The sequence below is a fragment of the Bradyrhizobium sp. USDA 3364 genome (assembly GCF_054056355.1).
Genome location: NZ_JBSRYG010000002.1, coordinates 3,173,661 through 3,195,458, shown reverse-complemented (window position 1 = coordinate 3,195,458; position 21,798 = coordinate 3,173,661). Strand labels below are relative to the sequence as shown.

General features: G+C 65.8%; 16 protein-coding genes. 5 read left to right on the top strand and 11 right to left on the bottom strand.

What is annotated here, in order from left to right:
• The first annotated feature begins 33 nt into the window (after positions 1 to 33).
• Entirely contained in the window at positions 34 to 1,251 is a 1,218-nt protein-coding gene (locus ACVILL_RS14935) for an ABC transporter substrate-binding protein (RefSeq protein ID WP_456729741.1), read from the top strand.
• Positions 1,252 to 1,453: 202 nt separating this feature from the next.
• Here ACVILL_RS14935 and ACVILL_RS14930 read toward each other — a convergent pair whose 3' ends face one another.
• The 4 genes from ACVILL_RS14930 to ACVILL_RS14915 form a co-directional block, all read right to left on the bottom strand.
• Positions 1,454 to 2,416 (bottom strand): alpha/beta hydrolase, encoded by a 963-nt coding sequence (locus ACVILL_RS14930; protein ID WP_456729740.1) that lies wholly within the window; start codon positions 2,414 to 2,416, stop codon positions 1,454 to 1,456.
• Between the two features lie 9 nt (positions 2,417 to 2,425).
• The gene (locus ACVILL_RS14925; RefSeq protein ID WP_456729739.1) at positions 2,426 to 4,216 is read right to left on the bottom strand and encodes an NAD(P)-binding domain-containing protein; all 1,791 of its coding nucleotides are present in this window, start codon (positions 4,214 to 4,216) and stop codon (positions 2,426 to 2,428) included.
• 75 nt (positions 4,217 to 4,291) lie between these two features.
• Positions 4,292 to 7,753, bottom strand: a complete 3,462-nt coding sequence (locus ACVILL_RS14920) for an acyl-[ACP]--phospholipid O-acyltransferase (RefSeq protein WP_456729738.1) — start codon at positions 7,751 to 7,753, stop codon at positions 4,292 to 4,294.
• 278 nt (positions 7,754 to 8,031) lie between these two features.
• Positions 8,032 to 8,289: a hypothetical protein gene (locus ACVILL_RS14915; RefSeq protein ID WP_456729737.1), complete on the bottom strand. Its 258-nt coding sequence runs from the start codon at positions 8,287 to 8,289 to the stop codon at positions 8,032 to 8,034.
• A gap of 53 nt (positions 8,290 to 8,342) precedes the next feature.
• Between ACVILL_RS14915 and ACVILL_RS14910 the strand changes: the two genes are divergently transcribed.
• The gene (locus ACVILL_RS14910) at positions 8,343 to 8,963 is read left to right on the top strand and encodes a TetR/AcrR family transcriptional regulator (RefSeq protein ID WP_456734264.1); all 621 of its coding nucleotides are present in this window, start codon (positions 8,343 to 8,345) and stop codon (positions 8,961 to 8,963) included.
• Here ACVILL_RS14910 and ACVILL_RS14905 read toward each other — a convergent pair whose 3' ends face one another.
• Entirely contained in the window at positions 8,964 to 9,383 is a 420-nt protein-coding gene (locus tag ACVILL_RS14905; protein WP_456729736.1) for a hypothetical protein, read from the bottom strand.
• Positions 9,384 to 9,599: 216 nt separating this feature from the next.
• Between ACVILL_RS14905 and ACVILL_RS14900 the strand changes: the two genes are divergently transcribed.
• Together ACVILL_RS14900 and ACVILL_RS14895 are read left to right on the top strand one after the other, a co-directional pair.
• Positions 9,600 to 11,867: a DUF2235 domain-containing protein gene (locus tag ACVILL_RS14900; RefSeq protein ID WP_456729735.1), complete on the top strand. Its 2,268-nt coding sequence runs from the start codon at positions 9,600 to 9,602 to the stop codon at positions 11,865 to 11,867.
• Positions 11,868 to 11,976: 109 nt separating this feature from the next.
• Positions 11,977 to 13,656 carry a phospholipase D-like domain-containing protein gene (locus ACVILL_RS14895; RefSeq protein ID WP_456729734.1) on the top strand — a complete coding sequence of 560 codons (1,680 nt, stop codon included), beginning with the start codon at positions 11,977 to 11,979 and terminating at the stop codon, positions 13,654 to 13,656.
• Positions 13,657 to 13,721: 65 nt separating this feature from the next.
• Here the strand turns inward: ACVILL_RS14895 and ACVILL_RS14890 are convergent, their stop codons facing one another.
• Together ACVILL_RS14890 and ACVILL_RS14885 are read right to left on the bottom strand one after the other, a co-directional pair.
• On the bottom strand, positions 13,722 to 14,822 hold the full coding sequence (locus ACVILL_RS14890) for an LLM class flavin-dependent oxidoreductase (protein WP_456729733.1): 1,101 nt from the start codon (positions 14,820 to 14,822) through the stop codon (positions 13,722 to 13,724).
• Between the two features lie 107 nt (positions 14,823 to 14,929).
• Positions 14,930 to 15,568 (bottom strand): TetR/AcrR family transcriptional regulator, encoded by a 639-nt coding sequence (locus tag ACVILL_RS14885; protein ID WP_456729732.1) that lies wholly within the window; start codon positions 15,566 to 15,568, stop codon positions 14,930 to 14,932.
• A gap of 56 nt (positions 15,569 to 15,624) precedes the next feature.
• Between ACVILL_RS14885 and ACVILL_RS14880 the strand changes: the two genes are divergently transcribed.
• The gene (locus ACVILL_RS14880; protein ID WP_456729731.1) at positions 15,625 to 17,136 is read left to right on the top strand and encodes an FAD-dependent oxidoreductase; all 1,512 of its coding nucleotides are present in this window, start codon (positions 15,625 to 15,627) and stop codon (positions 17,134 to 17,136) included.
• A gap of 21 nt (positions 17,137 to 17,157) precedes the next feature.
• On the opposite strand, the gene ACVILL_RS14875 is transcribed toward ACVILL_RS14880, so the two are convergent.
• The 4 genes from ACVILL_RS14875 to ACVILL_RS14860 all read right to left on the bottom strand — a co-directional run bounded on the left by ACVILL_RS14875 (position 17,158) and on the right by ACVILL_RS14860 (position 21,797).
• Positions 17,158 to 18,270 (bottom strand): NADH:flavin oxidoreductase/NADH oxidase, encoded by a 1,113-nt coding sequence (locus tag ACVILL_RS14875; RefSeq protein ID WP_456729730.1) that lies wholly within the window; start codon positions 18,268 to 18,270, stop codon positions 17,158 to 17,160.
• A 123-nt stretch (positions 18,271 to 18,393) separates the two neighbouring features.
• A complete protein-coding gene (locus tag ACVILL_RS14870) occupies positions 18,394 to 19,488 on the bottom strand; it encodes an esterase-like activity of phytase family protein (RefSeq protein WP_456729729.1) in 1,095 nt (364 codons plus the stop codon).
• A gap of 3 nt (positions 19,489 to 19,491) precedes the next feature.
• A complete protein-coding gene (cobT, locus tag ACVILL_RS14865; RefSeq protein ID WP_456729728.1) occupies positions 19,492 to 21,390 on the bottom strand; it encodes a cobaltochelatase subunit CobT in 1,899 nt (632 codons plus the stop codon).
• Positions 21,387 to 21,797 carry a GNAT family N-acetyltransferase gene (locus ACVILL_RS14860; protein WP_456729727.1) on the bottom strand — a complete coding sequence of 137 codons (411 nt, stop codon included), beginning with the start codon at positions 21,795 to 21,797 and terminating at the stop codon, positions 21,387 to 21,389. The genes cobT and ACVILL_RS14860 overlap by 4 nt, the downstream gene beginning before the upstream one ends.
• Position 21,798: the final 1 nt, after the last annotated feature.

The following is a 21,798-nucleotide window of genomic DNA, read 5'->3' as shown; positions in this document are numbered from 1 at the left end:
GCGAACAACAAAAAACGCACAGGGAGGCTCACGATGACATCGAAGGCCAGTTGGAAAGCCATCACGCTCGCGGCCGCGCTTGCGCTCACTTCACAAGCGCACGCCGCCGAGAAGAAATACGGCGCGGGCGCCAGCGACACCGAGATCAAGCTCGGACAGACCTCGCCATTCTCCGGCGCGGCATCGGCCTACAGCGTGATCGCGAAGACGCAAGCCGCCTACTTCAAGATGATCAACGATCGGGGTGGTGTGAACGGGCGCAAGATCAATTTGATCACGCTCGACGACGGCTACTCGCCGCCGAAGACGGTGGAGCAGACCCGCAAGCTGGTCGAGCAGGAGGAGGTCGCCGCGATCCTCAATCCGCTGGGCACGCCGACCGGGCTTGCCGTGCGCAAATATCTCAACGACAAGAAGGTGCCGCAGCTGTTCGTCGGCGCCGGCGCCACGCTGTGGGGCGACCACGCGCATTATCCGTGGTCGATCGGCTTCCAGCCGTCGTACCAGGCCGAGACCGCGGTCTACGCCAAATATGTGCTGACCCAGAAGCCCGACGCCAAGATCGCGCTGTTCTACCAGAACGACGACGCCGGCAAGGATTACGGCAACGGCTTCAAGAAGGGCCTGGGGCCGGAGAACACCGCCAAGATGGTGGTGGCGGAGACGACCTACGAATCGACCGACCCGACGGTCGACAGCCAGATCGTGAAGCTGAAAGCCTCCGGCGCCAACGTGCTGTTCATGCACGCGATCCCCAAGCAGGCGGCGCAGGCGATCAAGAAGATCGGCGAGATCGGCTGGAAGCCGGACCTGTTCTTCCTCGCGGCGACCTCGACCTCGGTGTCCTCGGTGCTGAAGCCGGCCGGCTTCGAATATTCCAAGGACATCATCTCGTCCTATTCGCTGAAGGATCCGAACGATCCGCAGTGGAAGGCGGACCCGGACGTGATCGCCTGGCAGGACTTCATGAAGAAGTATTTTCCGGACGGCAATCTGCAGGACCAGCTGATCGTCTACGGCTATGTGGTGGCCGAGGCGACCGTGCAGGTGCTGAAGCAATGCGGCGACGACCTCACCCATGAGAACATCATGAAGCAGGCCGCCAATCTCGACATCGCGCTGCCGATGTTCCTGCCCGGCATCAAGGTGAAGACCTCGCCGACCGATTACTTCCCGGTCGAAGCGATGCGGCTGCAGAAGTTCAACGGCGAGACCTGGCAGCTGTTCGGCGACACGATCGGGAATGATTGAGGGGGTGTAATCGACCCCAAAACCATCCACATCGTCGTCCCGGCGCAGGCCGGGACCCATTACCCCGACAGGGCGATGTGGCGCGACGCTGGAGCCGCAGCCTGCCGCAACAACAGGCTGCGGTGGTTATGGGTCCCGGCCTTCGCCGGGACGACGGTGTGGTTACACTCTCCCCAACAACAACGGCCGGGACAACGGGAGGTTACACCCCCTTCTCCAGCAACACCTTGAAATCCGCCCGCGCGCGCTGCGCCTCGGCGCGCGCGACGTCCGACGCATCGCCGAGCCCGAAATAGCCGTGAATCAGCCCCTCGCCTGTGTGATACGCGACCGGCACGCCGGCCGCCTGCAACGCCTTGGCGTAAGCGTGGCCCTCGTCGCGCAGCGGGTCGAACCAGGCGGTGGTGACGACCGCCGGCGCGACACCCCTGAGGCTCGTCGCGCGCAGCGGCGAGACGCGCCAGTCGGACCCCTGCGCCGGGTCGGCGAGATAGTGCCCGCAGAACCACTGCATGGTCGCACGCGTCAGGAAGTAACCCTCGGCATTCTCGGCGCGCGACGGAAACTTCGCGTTCTCGGCCGCGTCGGCAAAGTTGCCGACCACATCGGTGACGGGATAGACCAGCAGCTGCCCGGCGAGCCTGATGCCGGCGTTGCGGCAGGCGAGCGCGGTGGTCGCGGCGAGATTGCCGCCCGCGGAATCGCCGGCAACGCCGACGTGCGAAAGGTCGCCGCCGAATTCGCCGATGCGTGCGACGACGTCGCGGACCGCGGCGAACGCATCCTCGAACGCGCCGGGAAAGCGCGTCTCCGGCGGGCGGCGGTAGTCGACCGAGATCACCACCGCGCCGGTCTCGATCACGAGGTTGCGCGCCTGGCGGTCATGGGTCTCGAGATCGCCGGCGACCCAGCCGCCGCCGTGGAAGAAGATCACGGTCGGCGCCGTGCCGCTGCCGTTGCGGTAGAGCCGCGCCGCGAGCTTGCCGGCAGCACCCTGCACCTCAATGTCGCTGCTAACATCGACCGGCGGCGGCGGCACCGCCTTGCGCGCCTCGGCCAGCGCGCGGAGCGAATCGCGCGCGCTCTGCGGCGTCATGGTGGCGGGATCGCGCAGCGGCAGCAGCGGGATGATGTTCGCGATGATGGCGTCGAGCGGGAGCGGCATGGGAATCCTTCAGTTCAAGTGCTTGCAGTTGAGTGACTTGGACAGCGTGCCGGCCTCGATCGCTGATATCTGCAGCGCGATGAAGCGGCTGTAGATGCGGGCCTGCGAGAACGCGCCGCCGGTGAACCAGAGGCCGGGCTGCGGCGTGCGCGTCCACATATTGCGCAGCTCCTGCGTCGCGTCGTCGAAGCCCCAGACGCGGCCGACGCGCGCGGCAACGTCGTCGCCGAACAGCTTGCCAACCAGATGGTCGGGGCCCTTGTAGCCGGTCGCGAGCACGAACAGCTCGGCGGCGAGCAAAGTGCCGTCGTTCAACGCGAGGCCATTTGCGGTGAAGTCAGTGATGTCGGCGGCCTGGATCAGGCGGATCCTGCCGTCGGCGATCAGTTCGGAGCAGCCGACGTTGAAATAATAGCCGCCGCCGCGGGAGCGGAATTTCAACGGCCAGCCGGTGCCGTCCTCGCCGAATTCGAGCCGGAAGCCGGCGCGCGCGAGCCGCGACAGCAAGGGTGCATCGAGCCGCTTCACCTCATCGGTGATGATCTTGTGCGCGATCTTCATGACCGGCAGCGGCACGCCGGAATTGAGGATGTCGCGCACCTCGATCGGCGGGCCGTCGCCGAGATAGGTCTTGTCGTAGAGCTGCGCGGGCTCGACATTGACCACCATGGTCGGGCTGCGCTGGATCATGGTGACGTCGACGCCGGCGGCGTGCAGCTCCTGGCAGATGTCATGTGCGCTGGTGCCGGAGCCGAACACGGCGACCGATCGCCCGGCCCATTCCCGCCCCGCCGCGAAGGCGCTGGAGTGAAGCACCTTGCCCTTGAAGCGGTCGATGCCGGGGATGGTCGGGATGTTCGGCGTGCCGCTGACGCTGGTCGCGAGCACGATGTGCTTCGGATGCAGCGTACGCGGACCATTCGGCTGCTGCAGCGTCACCGTCCAGCGCTGTGTCGCATCGTCGTAGCGCGCGCCTTCGAACGCGGTCTCGGTCCAGAAGTCGAGCTCCATGATGTCGACATAGCTTTCCAGCCAGTTCGCGATCTTGTCCTTCGGGATGTAGTCCGGAAAGGTCGGCGGGAACGGCAGATAGCGAAACAGGTTGACCGGCGTCTTGTTGTGCAGCTTGAGGCCGCGATAGCGCAGCCGCCAATTGTCGCCGATACGGCGCTCGCGATCGACGATCAGGGCATCGAGCCCGATCCGCTTGCACTCGACCGCGGCCGCAATGCCGGCATGGCCGCCGCCGACAACAAGCACATCGGGCTCGCAGTCGACATAGGCGCGCGAGGCCTGGCGCTGCTCCAGCCAGTCGGGTGCGGCGAAATCGCGCGCGTGGGATTGCTCTGCGGCTTGATCTGCCCGCGCGTCGCAGATGCGGTTGAAGTCGAGCATCGTGGAGAACGTCCACGCCGCGGAATTTCCGCCTGTCTCATGCAGCAGGCGCAGCGCTCCGGTGCCGGCGCCATTCGGCGTGTCGAAGGTGAAGACAGCCTCGATCACCTCGCGTCCGGCCACAATGGCCCGCCGCGGGTTCAACGCATGGTCATCAAGGCGAAATCCGTTCGCGCCGACTGCTGCGGCGCGGGCGAGCAGCTCGGAAACGACGCTCTGCCGCCCGCTGAACGTCGCAAAATGCCAGGAGATGCCGAAGATATTGCGCCAGTGGCTGTCGGGCGCGAACAGCGCGGAAAGCGCGCCGGTGGCGCGGCAGGCGAGCGCCGCATCGAGCGCGGCGATCCAGCGCTCGGCGATGAATTCAGGCGCGTCCTCTGTAGCCGGGTTCAGTTTGTCCAGCATGATCGTGCTTTCTCGGGAGCAGTTGCCGTCTATCTGACAACATGCCCCCGAAAAGCACAACCGTCATGCCGAGACTCATGCGACGTGTTGCGCGAGCTGTTCCGGCTCGCCCTCGCCCGTGGGCTCGGCCTGCGCCGCAGGCGCGGCAGCGAGTTCCGCTGCTATTTCCTTGGCGAGCGCGGTGGCGCCGACATAGTCGGTCTTGCCGGTACCGAGCAGCGGCACCTTGTCGACGACGCGGATGTCGGCGGGCACCGCGAGCTCGGAGGCGCCACTGCTCTTGGCCTGGCGCTGCATCGCGGCGCGGTCGGCATCCTTCTGCGTGGTGAGCAGCACGATGCGCTCGCCCTTGCGCTGATCGGGGAGCGTGACCGCAACCGACATCGCCTGCGGCCACAGCGTGGTCGCCATCGTCTCCACCGCAGAGAGCGAGACCATCTCGCCCGCGATCTTCGCAAACCGCTTGGCGCGGCCCTTGATCGCGATGAAGCCCTGCGCGTCGACCGTGACGATGTCGCCGGTGTCGTGCCAGCCTTCCGGCAGCGGCTCGAGCACGCCGGGATTTTCCGCGCGGAGGTAGCCGATCATCACGTTCGGGCCCTTCACCGACAGCCGTCCGCCCTCCTCGATACCGGGGACCGGATCGAGGCGGTATTCCATCAGCGGCGAGATCCGGCCGACGGTGCCCTGGCGGTTCGCCATAGGCGTGTTCATCGCGAGCACCGGCGCGGTCTCGGTGACGCCGTAGCCCTCGAGGATGCGGATGCCGTAGCGCTCCATGTAGATCTGCCGGGTGCGCTCCTTCACCGCTTCCGCACCCGCGATCACGAGCCGCAGCGTCCGGAAGTCATAGGCATGCGCCGAGCGGGCGTAACCGGTCAGGAAGGTGTCGGTGCCGAACAGGATGGTCGCGCCGGTCTGGTAGATCAGCTCGGGCACGATCCGGTAATGCAGCGGCGACGGATACATGAAGATCGGGATGCCGCCGAGGATCGGCATCATCATGCCACCGGTCAAACCAAACGAATGGAACACCGGCAGGACGTTGAACACCTTGTCGTTGGCATTGGCATCGACCCGCGCCAGCGCCTGCGCCGCATTGGCGAGGATGTTGCGGTGGGACAGCACGACGCCCTTCGGCGTGCCTTCCGAGCCCGAGGTGAACAGGATGACCGCGGGGTCGTTGGCCTTGCGGGCGACGCGCGGCGCGATGCCCGCGCGGAAGCCCGCGATCTTGTCACCAAGACCGATGCCGGCCCTGACGTCCTCGAGATAGACGACGCGCGCCTGATTTGCGATCGCCGGGATCAGCTTGTCGAGCTTGCCCTTCTCGATGAAGGTCTGCGAGGTCAGCACGGTCTTCACCTGCGCCGCCTTCATCGCAGCCAGCACGTTGACCGGGCCGGCAGAGAAGTTGAGCATCGCCGGCACGCGGCCGATGGTCTGCAACGCCATGAACACCACGGCGACGCCGGCCGAATTCGGCAACAGCACGCCGACATTCTCACCGAGGGCGGTGCCCTGCTCCAGCTTGCGGCTCAGCACCTGCGCACCGAGGATCAGCTTGCGATAGGTCAGCTTGGTGCCGAGCGCATCCTCGATGATCGGCTTGCCGGTGTCGCGGTCGCGATAGGCATGGCCGAGCCCCTCGAACAGGGTCTGGTCGAGCATCGCGTTCTTGACCATGGCGTCGATCATGACATCCTGCAGCGCGGCACCGGCAGCGTTGCGACGTGCCTTGCCCCGCAGCGCCTGGTCGACCGGCAGCTTCACCGGCGGCAGGATCGAGATCGTCACCTTGGGGAACCAGGAGCGCTTGATCTCGCCGTTCTTGAGGTAGCTGAGATGCGAGCGCTGCGCGCCCTCGATGCGGACCGGGACGACGATGGCATCGGCCTTGTCGGCGATCATCGCGGTGCCGTCATAGACCTTCATCAGCGAGCCCGAAAGCGTGATGCGGCCTTCCGGGAAGATCACCACCGGCTCGCCGGCGGCAACCAGCTTGATCAGGTCGCGCGCGGCCAGCGGCTTGGACGGGTCCATCGTGTAGTGCTTGATCATCTTCAGGAACGGCTTCGCCCACCACGCCTTGGAGATGCCGGTGTCGACCGCGAAGCTGGCATCGATCGGCAGCGTGGCGTGCAGCAGCGGGCCGTCGACCAGGCTGACATGGTTGGGTGCGATCAGCATGCGCGTGCCTGCGGGCGGCAGGTTCTCCATGCCGCGCACCTCGACGCGGAACAGCGCCCGGAACAGCAGCGCGCCGAAGTCACGCACGCCTTCCTTGCCCCACTTGCTCAGCACGAACCAGACGGTGCCGAAGCTCGCGATGGCAAGGCCGAAGAAAATCCAGGCGATCGGCAGGCCGACAGCCTGCAGCGCGCCGACGAAGACTGCGCCGGCGACCATGAAGCCCGCCTGCAAAATGTTGCCGGCCGCGATGATGCGGGCGCGCTCGGACGGCGCGGTCCAGGCCTGCACCGCGGCGAACGACGGCACCACGAACAGGCCGCCGCCGAAGGCGAACAGGAAGAAGTCGACCAGCATGCGGAAGCCGCCGAACGAGGTCGCGAATGCAGCCGCAGTGACGTCCGTGCCAAGCGAGGTGGTGGCGATCGCAACTGCGAGGTCGAGGCCGATCACGCCCATCAGGATGGCGCCGATCGGCACCAGCGCGAGGTTCGGGCGGACGTGGCTCAGCTGGGCGGCAAACAGCGAGCCGGCGGCAATGCCGATCGCGAAGACGGCGAGGCACAGCGTGACCACGCCCTCGGTGCCGCCGACGCCTTCCTTGATCAGCGCGGGCAACAGCGACAGCACGATCGCGCCGACCATCCAGAACCAGGACACGATCACCATGCCGTCCCACAGCCGCGGCTCGGCATAGAGCGACTTCAGGAGGCGCACGGTCGAGGTCCAGGGATTCTTGGTGATCGGCAGATCGGGCGCCGAGGGCTGCGTCACCGGGATGCGCGAGGCAAAGCCCCAGGACAGCACCGACAGACCGACCACGGCGGCGCAGATCCAGCCCATGTGGCTCGCACCCGCGACGAACAGGCCGCCCGCGATGGTGCCGATCAGGATCGCCATGAAGGTCGCGCCCTCGACCAGCGCGTTGCCGGTCGCGAGTTCGGACACCGACAGCTGGTCCGGCAGCACGGCATATTTCACCGGGCCGAACAGCGCGGCGACGATGCCGAACAGCGCCAGCGCGATGAACAGCAGCGGGATCGAATGGGTGAAGAACCCGGCGGCGGCAAAGGCCGCGGCGAAGATCTCGAAGAACTTGAGCCGGCGTGCGACGATGGACTTGGTATACCGGTCGGCGAGCTCGCCACCGAGCGCAGACAGCACGAAGAACGGGGCGATGAACACCGCACCGGCGAGCTGGACCAGCGCCGGCCCCTGCTCGTTGGCGACGCCATACAGCAGCATGATGACCAGCGCGTTCTTCAGCACGTTGTCGTTCAGCGCCGAGCAGAACTGCGACCAGAACAGCGGCGCGAAGCGGCGGGACGTCATCAATTCCTTGATCATGACCAGTTCCTTGGGTTAGCGCGCACGGCGCTGGCAGGTCTGCGAATTCGTGTGGCAGAGAATAGTGGGCGTGGTTAAAATGACTGAGATCCCGCAGCCTTTAGTCTTTTCCGCAACGTATCGGTTCGAACCGGCGCGCAGCCGGGCCGCGGGACATTGCCCGCCAGAGATGTACGAGACCTTATCCAGACCTGGGGTTGATCGATCTCGAGACCGGCTCGCGCGGGACATGGTGAGTGCTTGGTTGAGGTTTCGGGGACAATTGCGAGGTGGCGGCTTCAGGTCAGTTCACTCAGCCCGCGGAACGGCGACCATCGGCAGCTGCGCGACTTGCGGCGGCCACCACCTGCTGACGCCGGGCGCGGCGCGTGCCGGTCCGCGCGCCGCTGCTCCAGGACGCCTGCGACGTCGCAGGCATCGGCGATCCGCTCGATCGGCGCGGTCGCCAGGTCGAAGATGACGCGGCCAAAGCCCTTCACGAGCTCGATCGCGTCATCGACAAAGGTCGTGGTCAACTGAAGTGCTAGGGTCTGCATGTGAGTGGCCCTCCTATGCCAACTTGAGCAACGCTCAAATTAGTAATATGAAAATGAACATTGTTCAAGAAGAATCGCGACGAGATCGCAAAAAACTTCAGCGGCGCACCTTGCTGATCGAGATCGCGCGCCGGTCTATTGCCACTAAGGGTCTGAGATCATTGAAAGTTCGGGATGTCGCCGAGGCCGCCGGCTGCTCCATCGGCAGCGTCTATAATGAGTTCGGCGACTTCGACGGCCTGATCCTGACCGTGAACCGGGAGACCGTTCAAGCGCTGACCACCCGGCTCAAGGCGGTCCCGGCCGACGATCCCCTGCGCCAGCTGCACAGGCTAGCCGACGCCTATCTCGGCTTCGCGACCGAGCACGCCAATCTGCTGCGCTCGCTGTTCGAGCACCGGATGGAGGACGACCGGCCGTTTCCGGAAGATATCCTGACGATGGTGATGGATGCGTTCGCGCTGATGCATGCGCCGCTGGTGCGGCTGCTGCCGGATCGCGATCCCGCCGACGTCGCCCTGCTGTCGCGGATGATGTTCTCCGCGGTGCACGGCATCATCTCGCTGGGGCTCGAAGAGCGCATGGTCGCGGTGCCGCCGGAGCAGTTGCGCGAGCGCCTCGCGCAGTTCGTCGACACGCATCTTGCGGGATTGGGCGTTACACGCAGCGCATAGTCACACGCGCGCGCGGGCGATCGTGCCGGCGACGATCTGCATGGTGACACCGAGCACCCAGCCCGCCATGATTGCCGCGGTCCAGGCGATATCGGGTTCGCTGCGCAGCACGACGACGCCGACCGAGAAAAACGCAACCATCGTCGCGAGGAAGGTGCCGATCGCGCTGAGCAATTCCGCCGCGTCGATCTTGCGCGTCGATGCCGCGTCCTTCGGGTGGAAGAGCTTCGGCGGCGTGTCGATGCCGACATAGAAGCCGATCGCACCGCCCAGCATCATGATCAGCAGAAACGCCTGCGACGTCAGCGCCGACACGCTGGAGCCGACATGGATGGCGACGAACAGGCCGCTCGCGGCGCCCGCAAGGGCAAGGCCGAACCGCTCCAGCACATGGGCAAATTTTCTGACGCGGCTGCGCATGGCCCTGCCTCATCAATGAATTGCTCCGCCCGTCAAGCTAGGCCTTTTCGCAGCATCGCGAAAGCCGTCCCCTCTCACATGGCCGCGACCACGTGGCGGCTTTTGTGCGCCAGTTCACACCTATCGCGACACGGAATGATTAAAGATCGATCCAAGGTAGCAATCGACCCGACGGTTATCGCGTTGCGCGATCCGCCTCATTCAGCGAGCCTTTCAATGCCGAGTCCCAAGATCATCATACTGTCCGACGGCACCGGCAACGCCGCCTCCAGCGTCTGGCGCACCAATGTCTGGCGGATCTTCCAGTCGCTCGATCTGCAGGGCAACAGCCAGGCCGCCAAGTACGATGACGGCGTCGGCACGTCGTCTTTCGTCCCGCTTGCACTACTCGGCGGCGCCTTCGGCTACGGCCTGAAGCGCAACATCCTGGATGCCTACAAGTTCATCTGCCGAAACTACGACCATGAAAACCATTCGAAGATCTACCTGTTCGGATTCAGCCGCGGCGCATTCACCGTGCGCACGCTCGCCGCGCTCATTCTCGATCAGGGACTGATCGTCGCGGACACCGAGGCCGAGCTGCACGACGGTGCGGTGAAGGCCTATCGCGCATACCGCGCCGCGGGCTACCACTCGATCTGGCGCGTCGAGGTACTGTTCCGCACGCTGCGCGACTACGTCCTCGTGCCGGTGCTCGACCGCCTGCAAGGCAACAAGCCCTATACGGAGATTGTCCGGAAGCCGGTGCCGGCGATCGAATTCATCGGCATCTGGGACACCGTCGCGGCCTATGGCTTGCCGATCGACGAGATGACGCGCGGCATCTCAAACTGGGTATGGCCGCTTGAGCTGCCGAACCGGATTCTGAGCCCGAAGGTCAGGTGCGCACGGCACGCGCTGGCGCTCGACGACGAGCGCACGACCTTCCATCCGGTGCTCTGGACGGAGCAGGAGCCGGGACAGCCCGCGCCCGCCGTGCCGACGACCATCGATGGCGAGCGTCTCGTCCAGGTCTGGTTCGTCGGCATGCACGCCAATGTCGGGGGCGGCTATCCGGACGATGCGGTCGCGTTCGTGCCGCTGGGGTGGCTGGTCGACGAGGCCGTCAAGCGCGGGCTCGTGTTCAAGAGCGCGCCGGCCGCCGATCCCGATGCGATCAAAGCGATCAAGTCCTCGCAGGACAAGGACGGCCGCCTCTATGATTCGCGGGCGGGCCTCGGCTCCTACTATCGATACGGTCCGCGCAAGGTCGTCGACCTCTGCAATGATCCCTATGCCCGTGTCAGCGTGCCGATGCCGAAGATCCACGAAAGCGTGTTCGAGCGGATCGATAGCGGCTGCAACGCCTACGCCCCGATCGGCCTGCCGCCGAACTACGTGGTCGTCTCCCGCAGCGGCCAGGTCACTCCGCTCGGCCCCAACACGTTCGAGACGCCGGCTGGAGCACCGGCGCGCTATGCCGCGCAGGAGAAGTTGTGGAATTTCGTCTGGATGCGGCGGATCGCCTATTTCGCCACGCTGGCGGCCTCGCTGCATCTGGCGGCGTTCTGGCTGTTCCACAACCAGCACAAGGAGCACGAATTCAGCTCCTGGTTCAGGATGATTTCGGAGCTGGTGCGCTTCATCGAATCGTTCCTGCCCGCTTCCTTCCATTGGTGGGCGGATTGGTATGCCGGCAACCCGGAATGGTTTGCCGGCGGCATCATCGCCGTTGCCGTCTTGATGGCCGTGGGCAGTTCACTCAGCGCGACGATCAGCGACCGGATGCGGATCATCTGGCGTGACCGCGCCAATCCGAAGCCGCTATCCGGCTTCGTGCACAGTGCGATCTATCGCTTCCGCACCAGCACGATCTATCAGCGCGTCCTCAATGTCGGAAAACTGCATGTCGTTCCGTTCCTGCTGACGGCCGTGATGGTCTGGTACGGTGCGACGCTGCTCAGCCATTTCCTGTTCAACGCCGAGGATTCGATGGGCGCCTTCTGCAAGGGGACCCCACCCGACAAGCTTGTCGCCGTCGACAAGGGCATCCCGCAGGATGCGGCCGACTTCGATACCAGCGCGATCTGCGCGCCGACGGGCCTCAAGGTCCGCACCGGATTCAAGTACGAGATCGCGATCACGATGTCGGAGCCATGGGAGGACGCCGGACGCGCGGTGACACCGATCGGATACCGGACCTCGACCATCGAGGCCGCGACGCGCTGGCGCGGATACGCCACGATCTTCCTGCGGCGGATCCTGTTCCGGCCATGGTTCAGGCTGGTCGCGCGGGTCGGCGAGACCGGGGTCGACGAGTATTTCCTGGATCCCCTGCCGACGCCGAATACCGACCCGCAAGTCTACAAGGCGAGGTTCACCGCCGATCGCAGCGGCGAGATTTTCCTCTACGTCAACGAGGCCGTGATCGGCCTGCCCTGGGTCTACAGATGGTTCTACGACGATCACAAGGGCAAGGCGAAGATCACGGTGCGGCTGATGTAGGCCCGGCAGCCTCGACCGGCTGACGGGATCGCGGCCCCACCGACCCCGCGCTGACGCGCCAGGTTCATATCGACTGGATATTTCTCATGAGCGATTCGGAGGCATCACCTTGATTTCCAGGATTCAAGCGTTTCCAACCACCGACGGCATCTTCGTGGTTTGGGAAGTATCGGCCATGATCCCGCACTGCCTCGGCTTTGCGCTCTACCGTCAGCAGCAGGGCAAGAGCGCGACCGTCGTCGACACCTGGGTCGGGTTCGAGGATCAGGTGCAAGGCCACAAGGCGGGCGAGCATCGGCCGAGCACCGAATGGCCGGTGCAGAAGACGAACTGGACCGATTTCCTGGCGCCGACCGATGCGCCCGTCCGCTACGGCGTGGTGCCCGTTCTGATGGACGGCGCCACCACGGTGAAGCCCGCGGCCAGCGCGCCATCGACATGGAGCGACTACGTCTCCGCCATGCCGTCGGGCCCGCTGAAGCCGTGGTTCAACCGCGGCACGATCTCGGCACAATGGCTGGCGCGCGCGATCGGCACCACGCCCAAGGCCTCCCAGACGCTGGAGAAGGCGATCTCCACCAAGGGCAACAAGATCCGCAACTTCCTGATGGGCGAGCTCGGCGCCCGCCTGCTCGCGCTGCTCGCCGATGCCAGAAAGAGCAAGCGCGACGTCTATCTCGCACTGTACGAGCTGAACGATCCTGAATTGATCGCGGCGCTGACCGCCATGAAGGGCAAGGCCCATGTCGTGCTCGGCAACAGCACCGGCAAATCCGACGCCACGGCAAAGGACACCGAGAAGAGCGCCGGCGTGCTGAAGCAGGCCGGCGTCGACATCGTCCGCCGCAAGATCGCGCCGAGCCGCTACGCCCACAACAAGTTCGTTGTGTTCTGCGACGGCGCGCAAAAGCCGAAGGTGGTCTGGACCGGCAGCATCAACTGGACCCGGACCGGGCTGTGCACCCAGAACAACAATGGGCTGGAGATCACCGACGACAAGATCGCGGCGGCCTATCACGGCCATTGGAAATTGATCTACGCCGATGGCAGCAAGTCGCCGAAGGCACTGGCGGTGGCCGGCGACAGGGAATGGCCGTTCACGATCGGCCAGTCGAACGTCAGCGTCTGGTTCACGCCGACCACGAAGAGCGGCGACCTCAAGGAAGCGACGAAGATGATCGAGGATGCCGAGCATGGCGCGGTCTGCCTGATGCTCAATCCCGGCAACAAGGGCCTGCTCGGCCCGTTCCTGGAGAAGGCGCAGGACAAGAGCCTCTATGTGCGCGGCGTGCTCAACAATTTCCCGGCGCAGGGCAAGGACAGTCCGAAGGACCAGCTGCAGCTCTTGGCCGGCGACGGCCAGCGCCAGGTCTTCAAGGGCAAGCAGATCGCCGACGTGATCCGGCCCGCCGGCATCGACAAGACCGCCGACTGGTGGCAGCACGAGATCAAGAACACCGGAAAGTTCATGATCGCCGTGCACAGCAAGGTGATCGTGCTGGATCCCGCCGGCAAGAACCCGGTCGTGATGACCGGCTCGCACAATTTCTCTGACCGCGCCAGGACCAAGAACGACGATAACCTCGTCATCATCAGGGGCGATTCACAGCTGGCGCTGACCTATGCCGCGCGCATCGTCAGCATCTATGGCCAGTACCGCTGGCAGGCCTGGCGCAACACGCCGGAGGGCCAGAAGGACAAGGGCCTGAAGCGCAGCGATAGCTGGCTGAGCAGCCGCATCGGCAAGGGCTGGGCGCAAACCGAGACGCGATTCTGGCTCGGGGCCTGATCGCTGACATCCGTCGCAGCAAACACGGGGCACCGTTGCCGCTGCCCCGCATGAATCCCTCAGGCCTACGCCGCGCGGCCGACCGAGGCGTCGAGATGCTTCAGCTTCGGCAGCACCTCCTGCTTCAGGAGCCGCAGCGAATTGTGCCAGGCCTCGGGCTTATGCTTGTAGTCGAAGCCGAACACCAGCAGCACGCCGAAGCCGCCGACCTCCTGATAGATCTTCTCGATCTTTTCGGTGACGGTCGCGGGCGAGCCGACGATCCAGTTGTTGCGGGCGCAATACTCGACCGTGACGTCGCTGTCCGGCACGTCGGGCGACGCCTTCAGATAATCCTTGAAGCCGAAGTGGCCGAGCAGCGGCAGGAAGTACTCGCCCATCATCCTGCCCATCATGTCGCCGGTCGACAGCTTCCACGCCTCCTCGTCGGTATCGGCGACGAACACCTCGCGCACCATCCGCCAGTCCTTGCGGCTCGGCTTGCGGCCGGTCTTCACAGCACCGGCTTCCACCGAGTCCCAATGGCTGCCGACATAGGCGGGGTTGAGATTCAGGCTCATCGGGATGAAGCCGCGCTCGCCGGCAAGCTTCAGCGTGTCCGAATTCTTTGACAGGCCGGCGACGCCGATCGGCGGGTGCGGTGCCTGCAGCGGCTTGAGGTGCGGTTTGAGGAAATCGAACATCGCGTCCGGCTTGGTCACCGTCCAGTACTTGCCCTTGTGGGTCCACGGGGCCGGCTCGGTCCACATCTTCAGGATGATCTCGAGCGCCTCGCGGGTCATGTCGCGGTTCTGGCCCGACATGCCGTCGACATTGAACATCGCCCAGTCGCTCGGCAGGCCCGAGGCGGCGACGCCGAAATTCAACCGGCCGTTCGAGATGTGATCGAGCATCGCGACGCGGTTGGCGAGCTCGGCGGGGTGGTGATACGGCAGGAGGAAGCCGCCGGGCCCGATCCGGATATTCTTTGTCTGCAGCAGCGCCTGCGCGACCAGGAGATCGGGCGACGGATGCGGCTCCCAGGGCGCGGTGTGGTGCTCGCCGATCCAGGCTTCCTGGTAGCCGAGCTCGTCGAGCCAGCGCAGCACCTGCAGGTCCCAGTCGTGGCCCTCCTTCAATCCGCACTCCGGCGGGTGCGACGGCATCGCGAAGTATCCGAGTTCCATGGGTTTCCTCTCTTTGTTTCGATGCGTGTCTTGCGCACGCGCTCTAGAGAGTAGCTGCCCAGCCTGCGGCAGAACAATGGCTTTGTCGCCAATGGCCGGGCCGGGAGTTAAGCGTAGGGCGTCCCCTTCAGCATGGCGGCGATGCCCGAAAAGCTGCGCTCCATGATCTCAAGGAACGCCTCGCGCGACGCCGCGGCCGGCCTGCGGGCCTTGTGCTCCCGAAGCCCTTCCGCATAGGCGACGGTCAGCGCCGTGATCACCATCGCAGCCGTGAGCCGGGCATCGGCATCGGCGGGCGGACGCTTGATGGCGCCCGCCAGCACCGCCGCGAGATCATCGATAATCTCGTCACGCATCTCACGCGCGCGCGCCGAGAGTGCCGGGCTTTCGGCGACGGTGCGCCAGAATTTCGCCGTCGCATCGGTGAACTTCGCGAAGGGATGCGCGCGATCCGCAAGGCCCTGCACCAGCCTGCGCAGCGTCGCCAGCGGCGCCTCGCCGGCCGGCCGTTCGGCAAAGGCCGCCCGCAGCATCTGGCGGCTTTCCTCTTCACGGTCGAAGAACAGGTCTTCCTTGCGCGGAAAGTAATTGAACACCGTCATGCGGGAGACCTCGGCAGCCTCCGCGACTTCGGCCACCGAAACATTGTCGAAGCCGCGCGCCAGGAACAGCTCGGTCGCGACGTCCGAGATCGCCTGGCGCGTCGCCTCCTTCTTCCGCTCGCGCAATCCGCCCTGATTTGACATGCGAGAATTTGTACCATACTAAATATTATACCAAGTACATAATTTATGGTGACGGCGTGACGCGTGAACGTACTGACGTGGTTGTGGTCGGCGCCGGGCCGACCGGGCTGCTGCTCGCGATCGAACTGACCCTGGGCGGCGCCGACGTGGTCGTGATCGAGCGGCTGACGGAGCCCGACCAGACCATCAAGGCCGGAGCGATCGGCGCGCTTGCAGGCGAGGCGCTGGAGCGCCGCGGCCTCGCGGACGCAATGGACACGGTCGAGCGCAGCATGGCGGACAGCATGTCCAAACTCATGAAGAGCGCTGACGGTGCGAGCGAGATGCCGTTCCAGAAATTCGGCGGACATTTCTCCGGTATCTTCCTGATCGACCAGACCCGACAACGCGAGCCGGACCGGCGGTTGCGCGGCGTCAACCAGCAAGCGCTCGAGAAGATGCTCGGCGCGCGGGCCCACGCGCTCGGGATCGAGATCAGGCGCGGCTGCGAGCTGATCGATTTCGAAGATTCCGGAGACGGCGTGCTGACGAGAGCGAAGACCGCGTCCGGCGAGGTCGAGCTGCACGCTGCGTATCTTGTCGGCTGCGACGGCGGACGCAGCGCGGTGCGCAAGCGCGCGGGCTTCGACTTCCCCGGCACGGAGCCGACCCTGACCGGACATCAGGCCATCGTCGACCTGGACTATCCGGATCGCCTTCTGCCGGTCGGCTGGCGGCGCACGCCGGTCGGCATGATGGCCTATGGACCGATTCCCGGCCGGGTGTTCCTGGCCGAGTTCGACGGACCGCCGGCCGATCGCAGCGCACCCGTGACGCGCGAGGAGATCGAGACCACGCTGCGCCGGATCAGCGGCGTCGACATCAGCGTCACCGCCGTCAAGACCGCGACGCGCTTCACCGACAATGCGCGACAGGCCGACAGCTATCGCAAAGGCCGCGTGCTGCTGGCCGGCGACGCCGCGCATGTGCACTCGCCGTTCGGCGGACAAGGCCTCAACCTCGGCCTGCTCGACGCGGTCAACCTCGGCTGGAAGCTTGCGGCTGTCGTCTGCGATCGCATGCCCGAAAGCCTGCTCGACAGCTACACGAAGGAGCGGCATCCGATCGCGGCGAGGGTGCTCGCCAATACCCGCGCCCAGGTCGCGCTGATGCGGTCTGACGTCATGACGGACGCGTTGCGCGACATCGTCGCGGACCTGATGAGCCTCGACGAGGGCACCCGCTACTTCGGCGAGATGATCAGCGGCCTCAGGATCCGTTACGATCTCGGCAGCGATCATCCCTTGGTCGGCCGGCTCGCCGGCAATGTCGCGCTCGGCGACGGCAAGGCGGAGACGACCCTGTTCGATCAGATGGAGGACGGCAGGGCCGTGCTCGCCGATGCGACGGGCGGCGCAGCGGCGGCGATCGCAGCGCGCTGGGACATGTCTGTCAGATGCGTGCCGCGACGGGGCGGCCCCTCGCTGCTGATCCGCCCCGATGCCTGCATCGCCTGGGCGGCCGACGACGCCGACACAACGGGCCTCGAGACCGCGCTCACGCGCTGGTTCGGGCCCGGCATGCATTGACTTCGCAGGCGAGAAGCGCCGTCAGCGTGCCCCGAACGTGGTCTTGCCGAACAGCGCCTTCTGCGTCGAGGGCTGCGAGCGCCAGTATTGCGGCGGCGCACTCACCTCGCCGCCGAGCTCGGCGGCGGCGTGCCAGCCCCAGCGCGGGTCGTAGAGCATGCCGCGGGCGAGCGCTACCATGTCGGCCTTGCCGGACGTGACGATCTCTTCGGCCTGCTTCGCTTCGGTGATCAGGCCGACCGCCATCGTGGTGACGCCGGTCGCCTCCTTCACCGCCTGTGCCGCCGGCACCTGGTAGCCCGGGCCGAGCGGAATCTTCTGCAACGGCGACACGCCGCCGGAGGAGACGTCCATCCAGTCGACGCCGCGCTTCTTCAGCTCCTTGGCAAACTCGATGGTCTGCGCGAGGTCCCAGGCCCCCTCGACCCAGTCGGTCGCCGACACCCGCACGCCGATCGGCTTGTGATCCGGGAATACGGCGCGCACCGCGTCGAATACTTCCAGCGGGAAGCGCATGCGGTTTTCGAGCGAACCGCCGTAGCGATCGGTGCGCTTGTTGGCGATCGGCGACAGGAACTGGTGCAGCAGATAGCCGTGCGCGCCATGCAGCTCGAGCGCATCGATGCCGAGCCGGTCGGCGCGCTTCGCCGACGCGACGAAGGCGTCACGGATGCGTGTCAGGCCGGCATCATCGAGCGCCAGCGGCGGCGTCTCACCTTCCTTGTGCGGAACAGCCGAAGGCCCAACGGTCTGCCAGCCGCCCTCCGCAGCCGGGATCAGCTGCCCGCCCTCCCAGGGTCGCTGGCTCGACGCCTTGCGGCCGGCATGGGCGAGCTGCATCGCGACCGCCGCCTTGGAATGCTTGCGTACCGAGGCCAGGATCGGCTTCAGCGCCGCCTCATTGGCATCGCTGTAGAGGCCGAGGCAGCCCGGCGTGATCCGCCCGATATCCTCGACATGAGTGGCCTCGATGCAGAACATCGCGGCACCCGACAGCGCCAGCATGTTGATGTGGGTGAAGTGCCAGTCCGTGGCGGAGCCGTCGACGGCCGAATACTGGCACATCGGCGAGACCATGATGCGATTGGAGAGTTTCAGGCTGCGCAGTTCGATCGGGGAAAACAGGGTGCTCATGCGGGGTATCCGGGATCGGGGAAAGGGCGTGGTTAAGATAGCGGCCGCGGCCGCGATCACCAACCGTCGCCGGCCGGGCCGCAGATCAGCAATGCGATAGCGCCGTCCCTTGGTCGCGGCGCTTCACTCCACCAGCGTGAATTGCAGCAGCAGATTGCGCTGGATCAGGGAGAAATTGTCGTCGGAGATCATGGTCAGCACGGTCTCGCCATCGGCAGTGACGTGGGCGTCGATGCCTTCCATGTTGTCGATCTCGTTGCCGAGGTCGGCGTTGAAGATCGCCGGGCCATCGACAATGGCGCCGGGCGCAATGTCGGACAGCGCGAGCCGGCGGATGCGGATGCCGACACCGCCGATCCAGGAAAACTTCCGCTCCAGGATCAAGAGATCGCCCGACGGCAGCAGGACCGCGTCGCTGATGTCGAAATTCTCGGTACGGCGGACGCTGAACTGACCCGGCGTCTTGCCGCCGACCAGGAAGGTGATCAGATTGCCGCCAGCATCGAGCCCGCGTTCCGACATCGCGATCAGCGTGCCGGCCAACGGCAGGCCCTTGTCCATGGCCTTGGGCACGAAGACCAGCGCCTCCAGCCCCTTGTTGAGGGGCAGCTTGCGCGCCGACGGCGGCAGCGGCACCACCTCGCCGCGCGAGCGGCTAAAACCCTTGGCGAAATCGTAGCGCAGCACCTGGTTGACCCGCTCGAGCCCGACATAGGCGAACGAGCCGTCGAGCGCGAGCGATTCCGAATCGTACCAGCCGCGGGTCGTGGTGATCGGCTTGCTGTCGGCGCCCAGCAGCGGCGCCGCCTCGACATCGTCGAGCCCGGCCATGTCGCGGCCGCGATAGACGATGCGGCCGGTGAACCAGCTGCCCTGGTCGCTGACCGCGATGAAGCGCTCGCCCTTGGGATCGAGGCGCAACGCCGACAGGCCGCCGAAGCCGGGGAACGACGAGGTCAGGATCAGGCCGCTGCGATATTCCAGCGAGCCGAACCGCGTGCGCGCACGATCGCGGATGTCGAACGACGGCAGCGGCCGTGCATTGACCTCGATCGAGACGGGTTCGTTGACGCGGTAAGGGCTCAGCTTGCCGGCCGGTCTCGGCGCGGCCGGCGGCTGCGTCGCGCTCTGCGCCCGCGCGAAAGACGGCAGCGCGGCGGCCGACAGCCCCGCCGCCATATCTTTCAGGAAATGGCGGCGGCTAATTGGTGAGCGCATGTCTCACGAGTGGAGGCGGCGACGGGTGCCCTGGGCAGGCGCCGAGCCGTGGGTCTCGCTGAACAGCTCGGCGAGCTTTTCGGTGATGGCACCGCCGAGCTCTTCGGCGTCGACGATGGTGACGGCGCGGCGATAGTAGCGCGTCACGTCATGGCCGATGCCGATCGCGATCAGCTCGACCGGCGAGCGGGTCTCGATCTCGTCGATGATGTGGCGCAGATGCCGTTCGAGATAATTGCCGGGATTGACCGACAGCGTGGAATCGTCGACCGGCGCGCCGTCGGAGATCATCATCAGGATGCGGCGCTGCTCGGGACGCGCCAGCAGGCGCTTGTGCGCCCAGTCGAGCGCCTCGCCGTCGATGTTCTCCTTGAGCAGGCCCTCGCGCATCATCAGGCCGAGATTCTTCCGCGCGCGACGCCATGGCGCATCGGCCGACTTGTAGATGATGTGCCTGAGATCGTTGAGGCGGCCGGGATTGGCCGGCTTGCCGGCGGCAAGCCACGACTCGCGCGACTGCCCGCCCTTCCAGGCGCGGGTGGTGAAGCCCAGGATCTCGACCTTGACGCCGCAACGCTCCAGCGTGCGTGCCAGGATGTCGGCGCAGGTGGCGGCGACCGTGATCGGGCGGCCGCGCATCGAGCCGGAATTGTCCAGCAGCAGCGTCACCACGGTGTCGCGGAACGTCGCCTCCTTCTCATGCATGAAGGACAGCGGGTGATAGGGATCGGTGACGACGCGCGACAGCCGCGCCGGATCGAGGATGCCCTCTTCGAGATCGAACTCCCAGGCGCGGTTCTGCTGCGCCATCAGCCGGCGCTGCAGGCGATTGGCAAGCCGCGCCACAATGCCCTGCAGATGTGCGAGCTGCTTGTCGAGGTAGGAGCGCAGCCGCTCCAGCTCGTCGTGATCGCAGAGGTCTTCGGCGGCGATCACCTCGTCGAACTTCGGCGCGAACGCGTGGTACTCCGGACCGCGCGGCTCGTTCTGGCCGCGTGAATTCGGCCGCGTCGCTTCGCCCGGCGTCTCGTCGTCGCCGAGCTCGCCGTCGTCGAACGTGTCCGACGTCGAGGCCTGCGCGCTCTCCATCGCGCTTTCGCTCATCTCTTCCGCAGTGGTCTGGGCCTGGTCGGCGCTCATCTCCTGCGCAGCGTCGGAATCGGGCGAGCCCTCGGCGCCGGACTGATCGCTCTCGCCGTCCTGGTTCTCGTCCTGGTCCTCGTCGTCGTCGGAATCCATGTTGCGGTCGTCGCCGAGATCGAGCGCCGACAGCAGATCATGGACGAGGTCGCCGAACCTCGCCTGGTCCTCGGTGAAGCGGCTGAGCTGGTCGAGCCGCGAGCCGATCTTGTCCTCCAGCGTCGGACGCCAGAGATCGACCATCTTCTTGGCGGCCGCGGGCGGCGCCATGCCGGTGAGACGTTCGCGCACCAGCATCGCCAGCGCATCCGATAGCGGCGCATCGGCGCGATCGGTGATCTCGTCATACTTGCCGCGGTGGAAATGATCGTCGAGCATCGCGGTGAGATTCTTGGCGACGCCGGACATCCGCCGCGAGCCGATCGCCTCGACGCGCGCCTGCTCGACCGCCTCGAACACGCCGCGCGCCTGCGGATTGCCCGGCATCAGCTTGCGATGCACCTTGGGATCGTGACAGGCGATCTTGAGCGCGATCGAATCGGCGTGGCCCCGCACGATCGCCGCATCGCGCTTGGTCATCTTGCGCGCCGGCTCCGGCAGCCGCGCCTTGCCGGGCGCGAGCCCGGGACGCTCGGCGGCGAAAGAGACCTCGAGCTCCGGCTTCTTGGCGATCGCCTTCAGGCACGCCGACACCGAGCGCTTGAACGGCTCGGTCGGCGCTTCCTTTGATCCGGGACGGAATTTGATGTTGGAGGTTGTCATAGCGATTTCGTAAACCAGTGGCGCGTGACGCCGCCGGGATACCCCTCAATCGAACCGAACTCTTTGTATCCGTTGGCGCGGTAGAAGCCCGGCGCCTGGAAGCTCATCGTATCCAGATAGGATCGCGTCGCTCCGAAGCGCCGCGCCTCGTCTTCGATCGCCTTGATCAGCTTCGCGCCAAAGCCCCTGTTGCGAAACTTCTGCTCCATCCAGAACAACTGAATGAACAACACCGCGGTCCAGACCTCGCCGACGATGCCGCCGACAACCTCGTCGCCTTGCCGCAGCGAGATGGCGAAGCGCTTGTACTTCTGCTTCCCCATCTTCTCGTTGTTGTAGCGGAGCAATCCGCCGAGCACCGCCCTCTTCGTCTGTGTGACTGTGCGCTCGACGGAGATTTTCGGCATG

Coding starts and splice junctions, on each gene's coding strand:
- ACVILL_RS14935 (WP_456729741.1), top strand. CDS start 34: ATGACATCGAAGGCCAGTTGGAAAGCCATCACGCTCGCGGCCGCGCTT.
- ACVILL_RS14930 (WP_456729740.1), bottom strand. CDS start 2,416: ATGCCGCTCCCGCTCGACGCCATCATCGCGAACATCATCCCGCTGCTG.
- ACVILL_RS14925 (WP_456729739.1), bottom strand. CDS start 4,216: ATGCTGGACAAACTGAACCCGGCTACAGAGGACGCGCCTGAATTCATC.
- ACVILL_RS14920 (WP_456729738.1), bottom strand. CDS start 7,753: ATGATCAAGGAATTGATGACGTCCCGCCGCTTCGCGCCGCTGTTCTGG.
- ACVILL_RS14915 (WP_456729737.1), bottom strand. CDS start 8,289: ATGCAGACCCTAGCACTTCAGTTGACCACGACCTTTGTCGATGACGCG.
- ACVILL_RS14910 (WP_456734264.1), top strand. CDS start 8,343: ATGAACATTGTTCAAGAAGAATCGCGACGAGATCGCAAAAAACTTCAG.
- ACVILL_RS14905 (WP_456729736.1), bottom strand. CDS start 9,383: ATGCGCAGCCGCGTCAGAAAATTTGCCCATGTGCTGGAGCGGTTCGGC.
- ACVILL_RS14900 (WP_456729735.1), top strand. CDS start 9,600: ATGCCGAGTCCCAAGATCATCATACTGTCCGACGGCACCGGCAACGCC.
- ACVILL_RS14890 (WP_456729733.1), bottom strand. CDS start 14,822: ATGGAACTCGGATACTTCGCGATGCCGTCGCACCCGCCGGAGTGCGGA.
- ACVILL_RS14885 (WP_456729732.1), bottom strand. CDS start 15,568: ATGTCAAATCAGGGCGGATTGCGCGAGCGGAAGAAGGAGGCGACGCGC.
- ACVILL_RS14875 (WP_456729730.1), bottom strand. CDS start 18,270: ATGAGCACCCTGTTTTCCCCGATCGAACTGCGCAGCCTGAAACTCTCC.
- ACVILL_RS14870 (WP_456729729.1), bottom strand. CDS start 19,488: ATGCGCTCACCAATTAGCCGCCGCCATTTCCTGAAAGATATGGCGGCG.
- cobT (WP_456729728.1), bottom strand. CDS start 21,390: ATGACAACCTCCAACATCAAATTCCGTCCCGGATCAAAGGAAGCGCCG.
- ACVILL_RS14860 (WP_456729727.1), bottom strand. CDS start 21,797: ATGCCGAAAATCTCCGTCGAGCGCACAGTCACACAGACGAAGAGGGCG.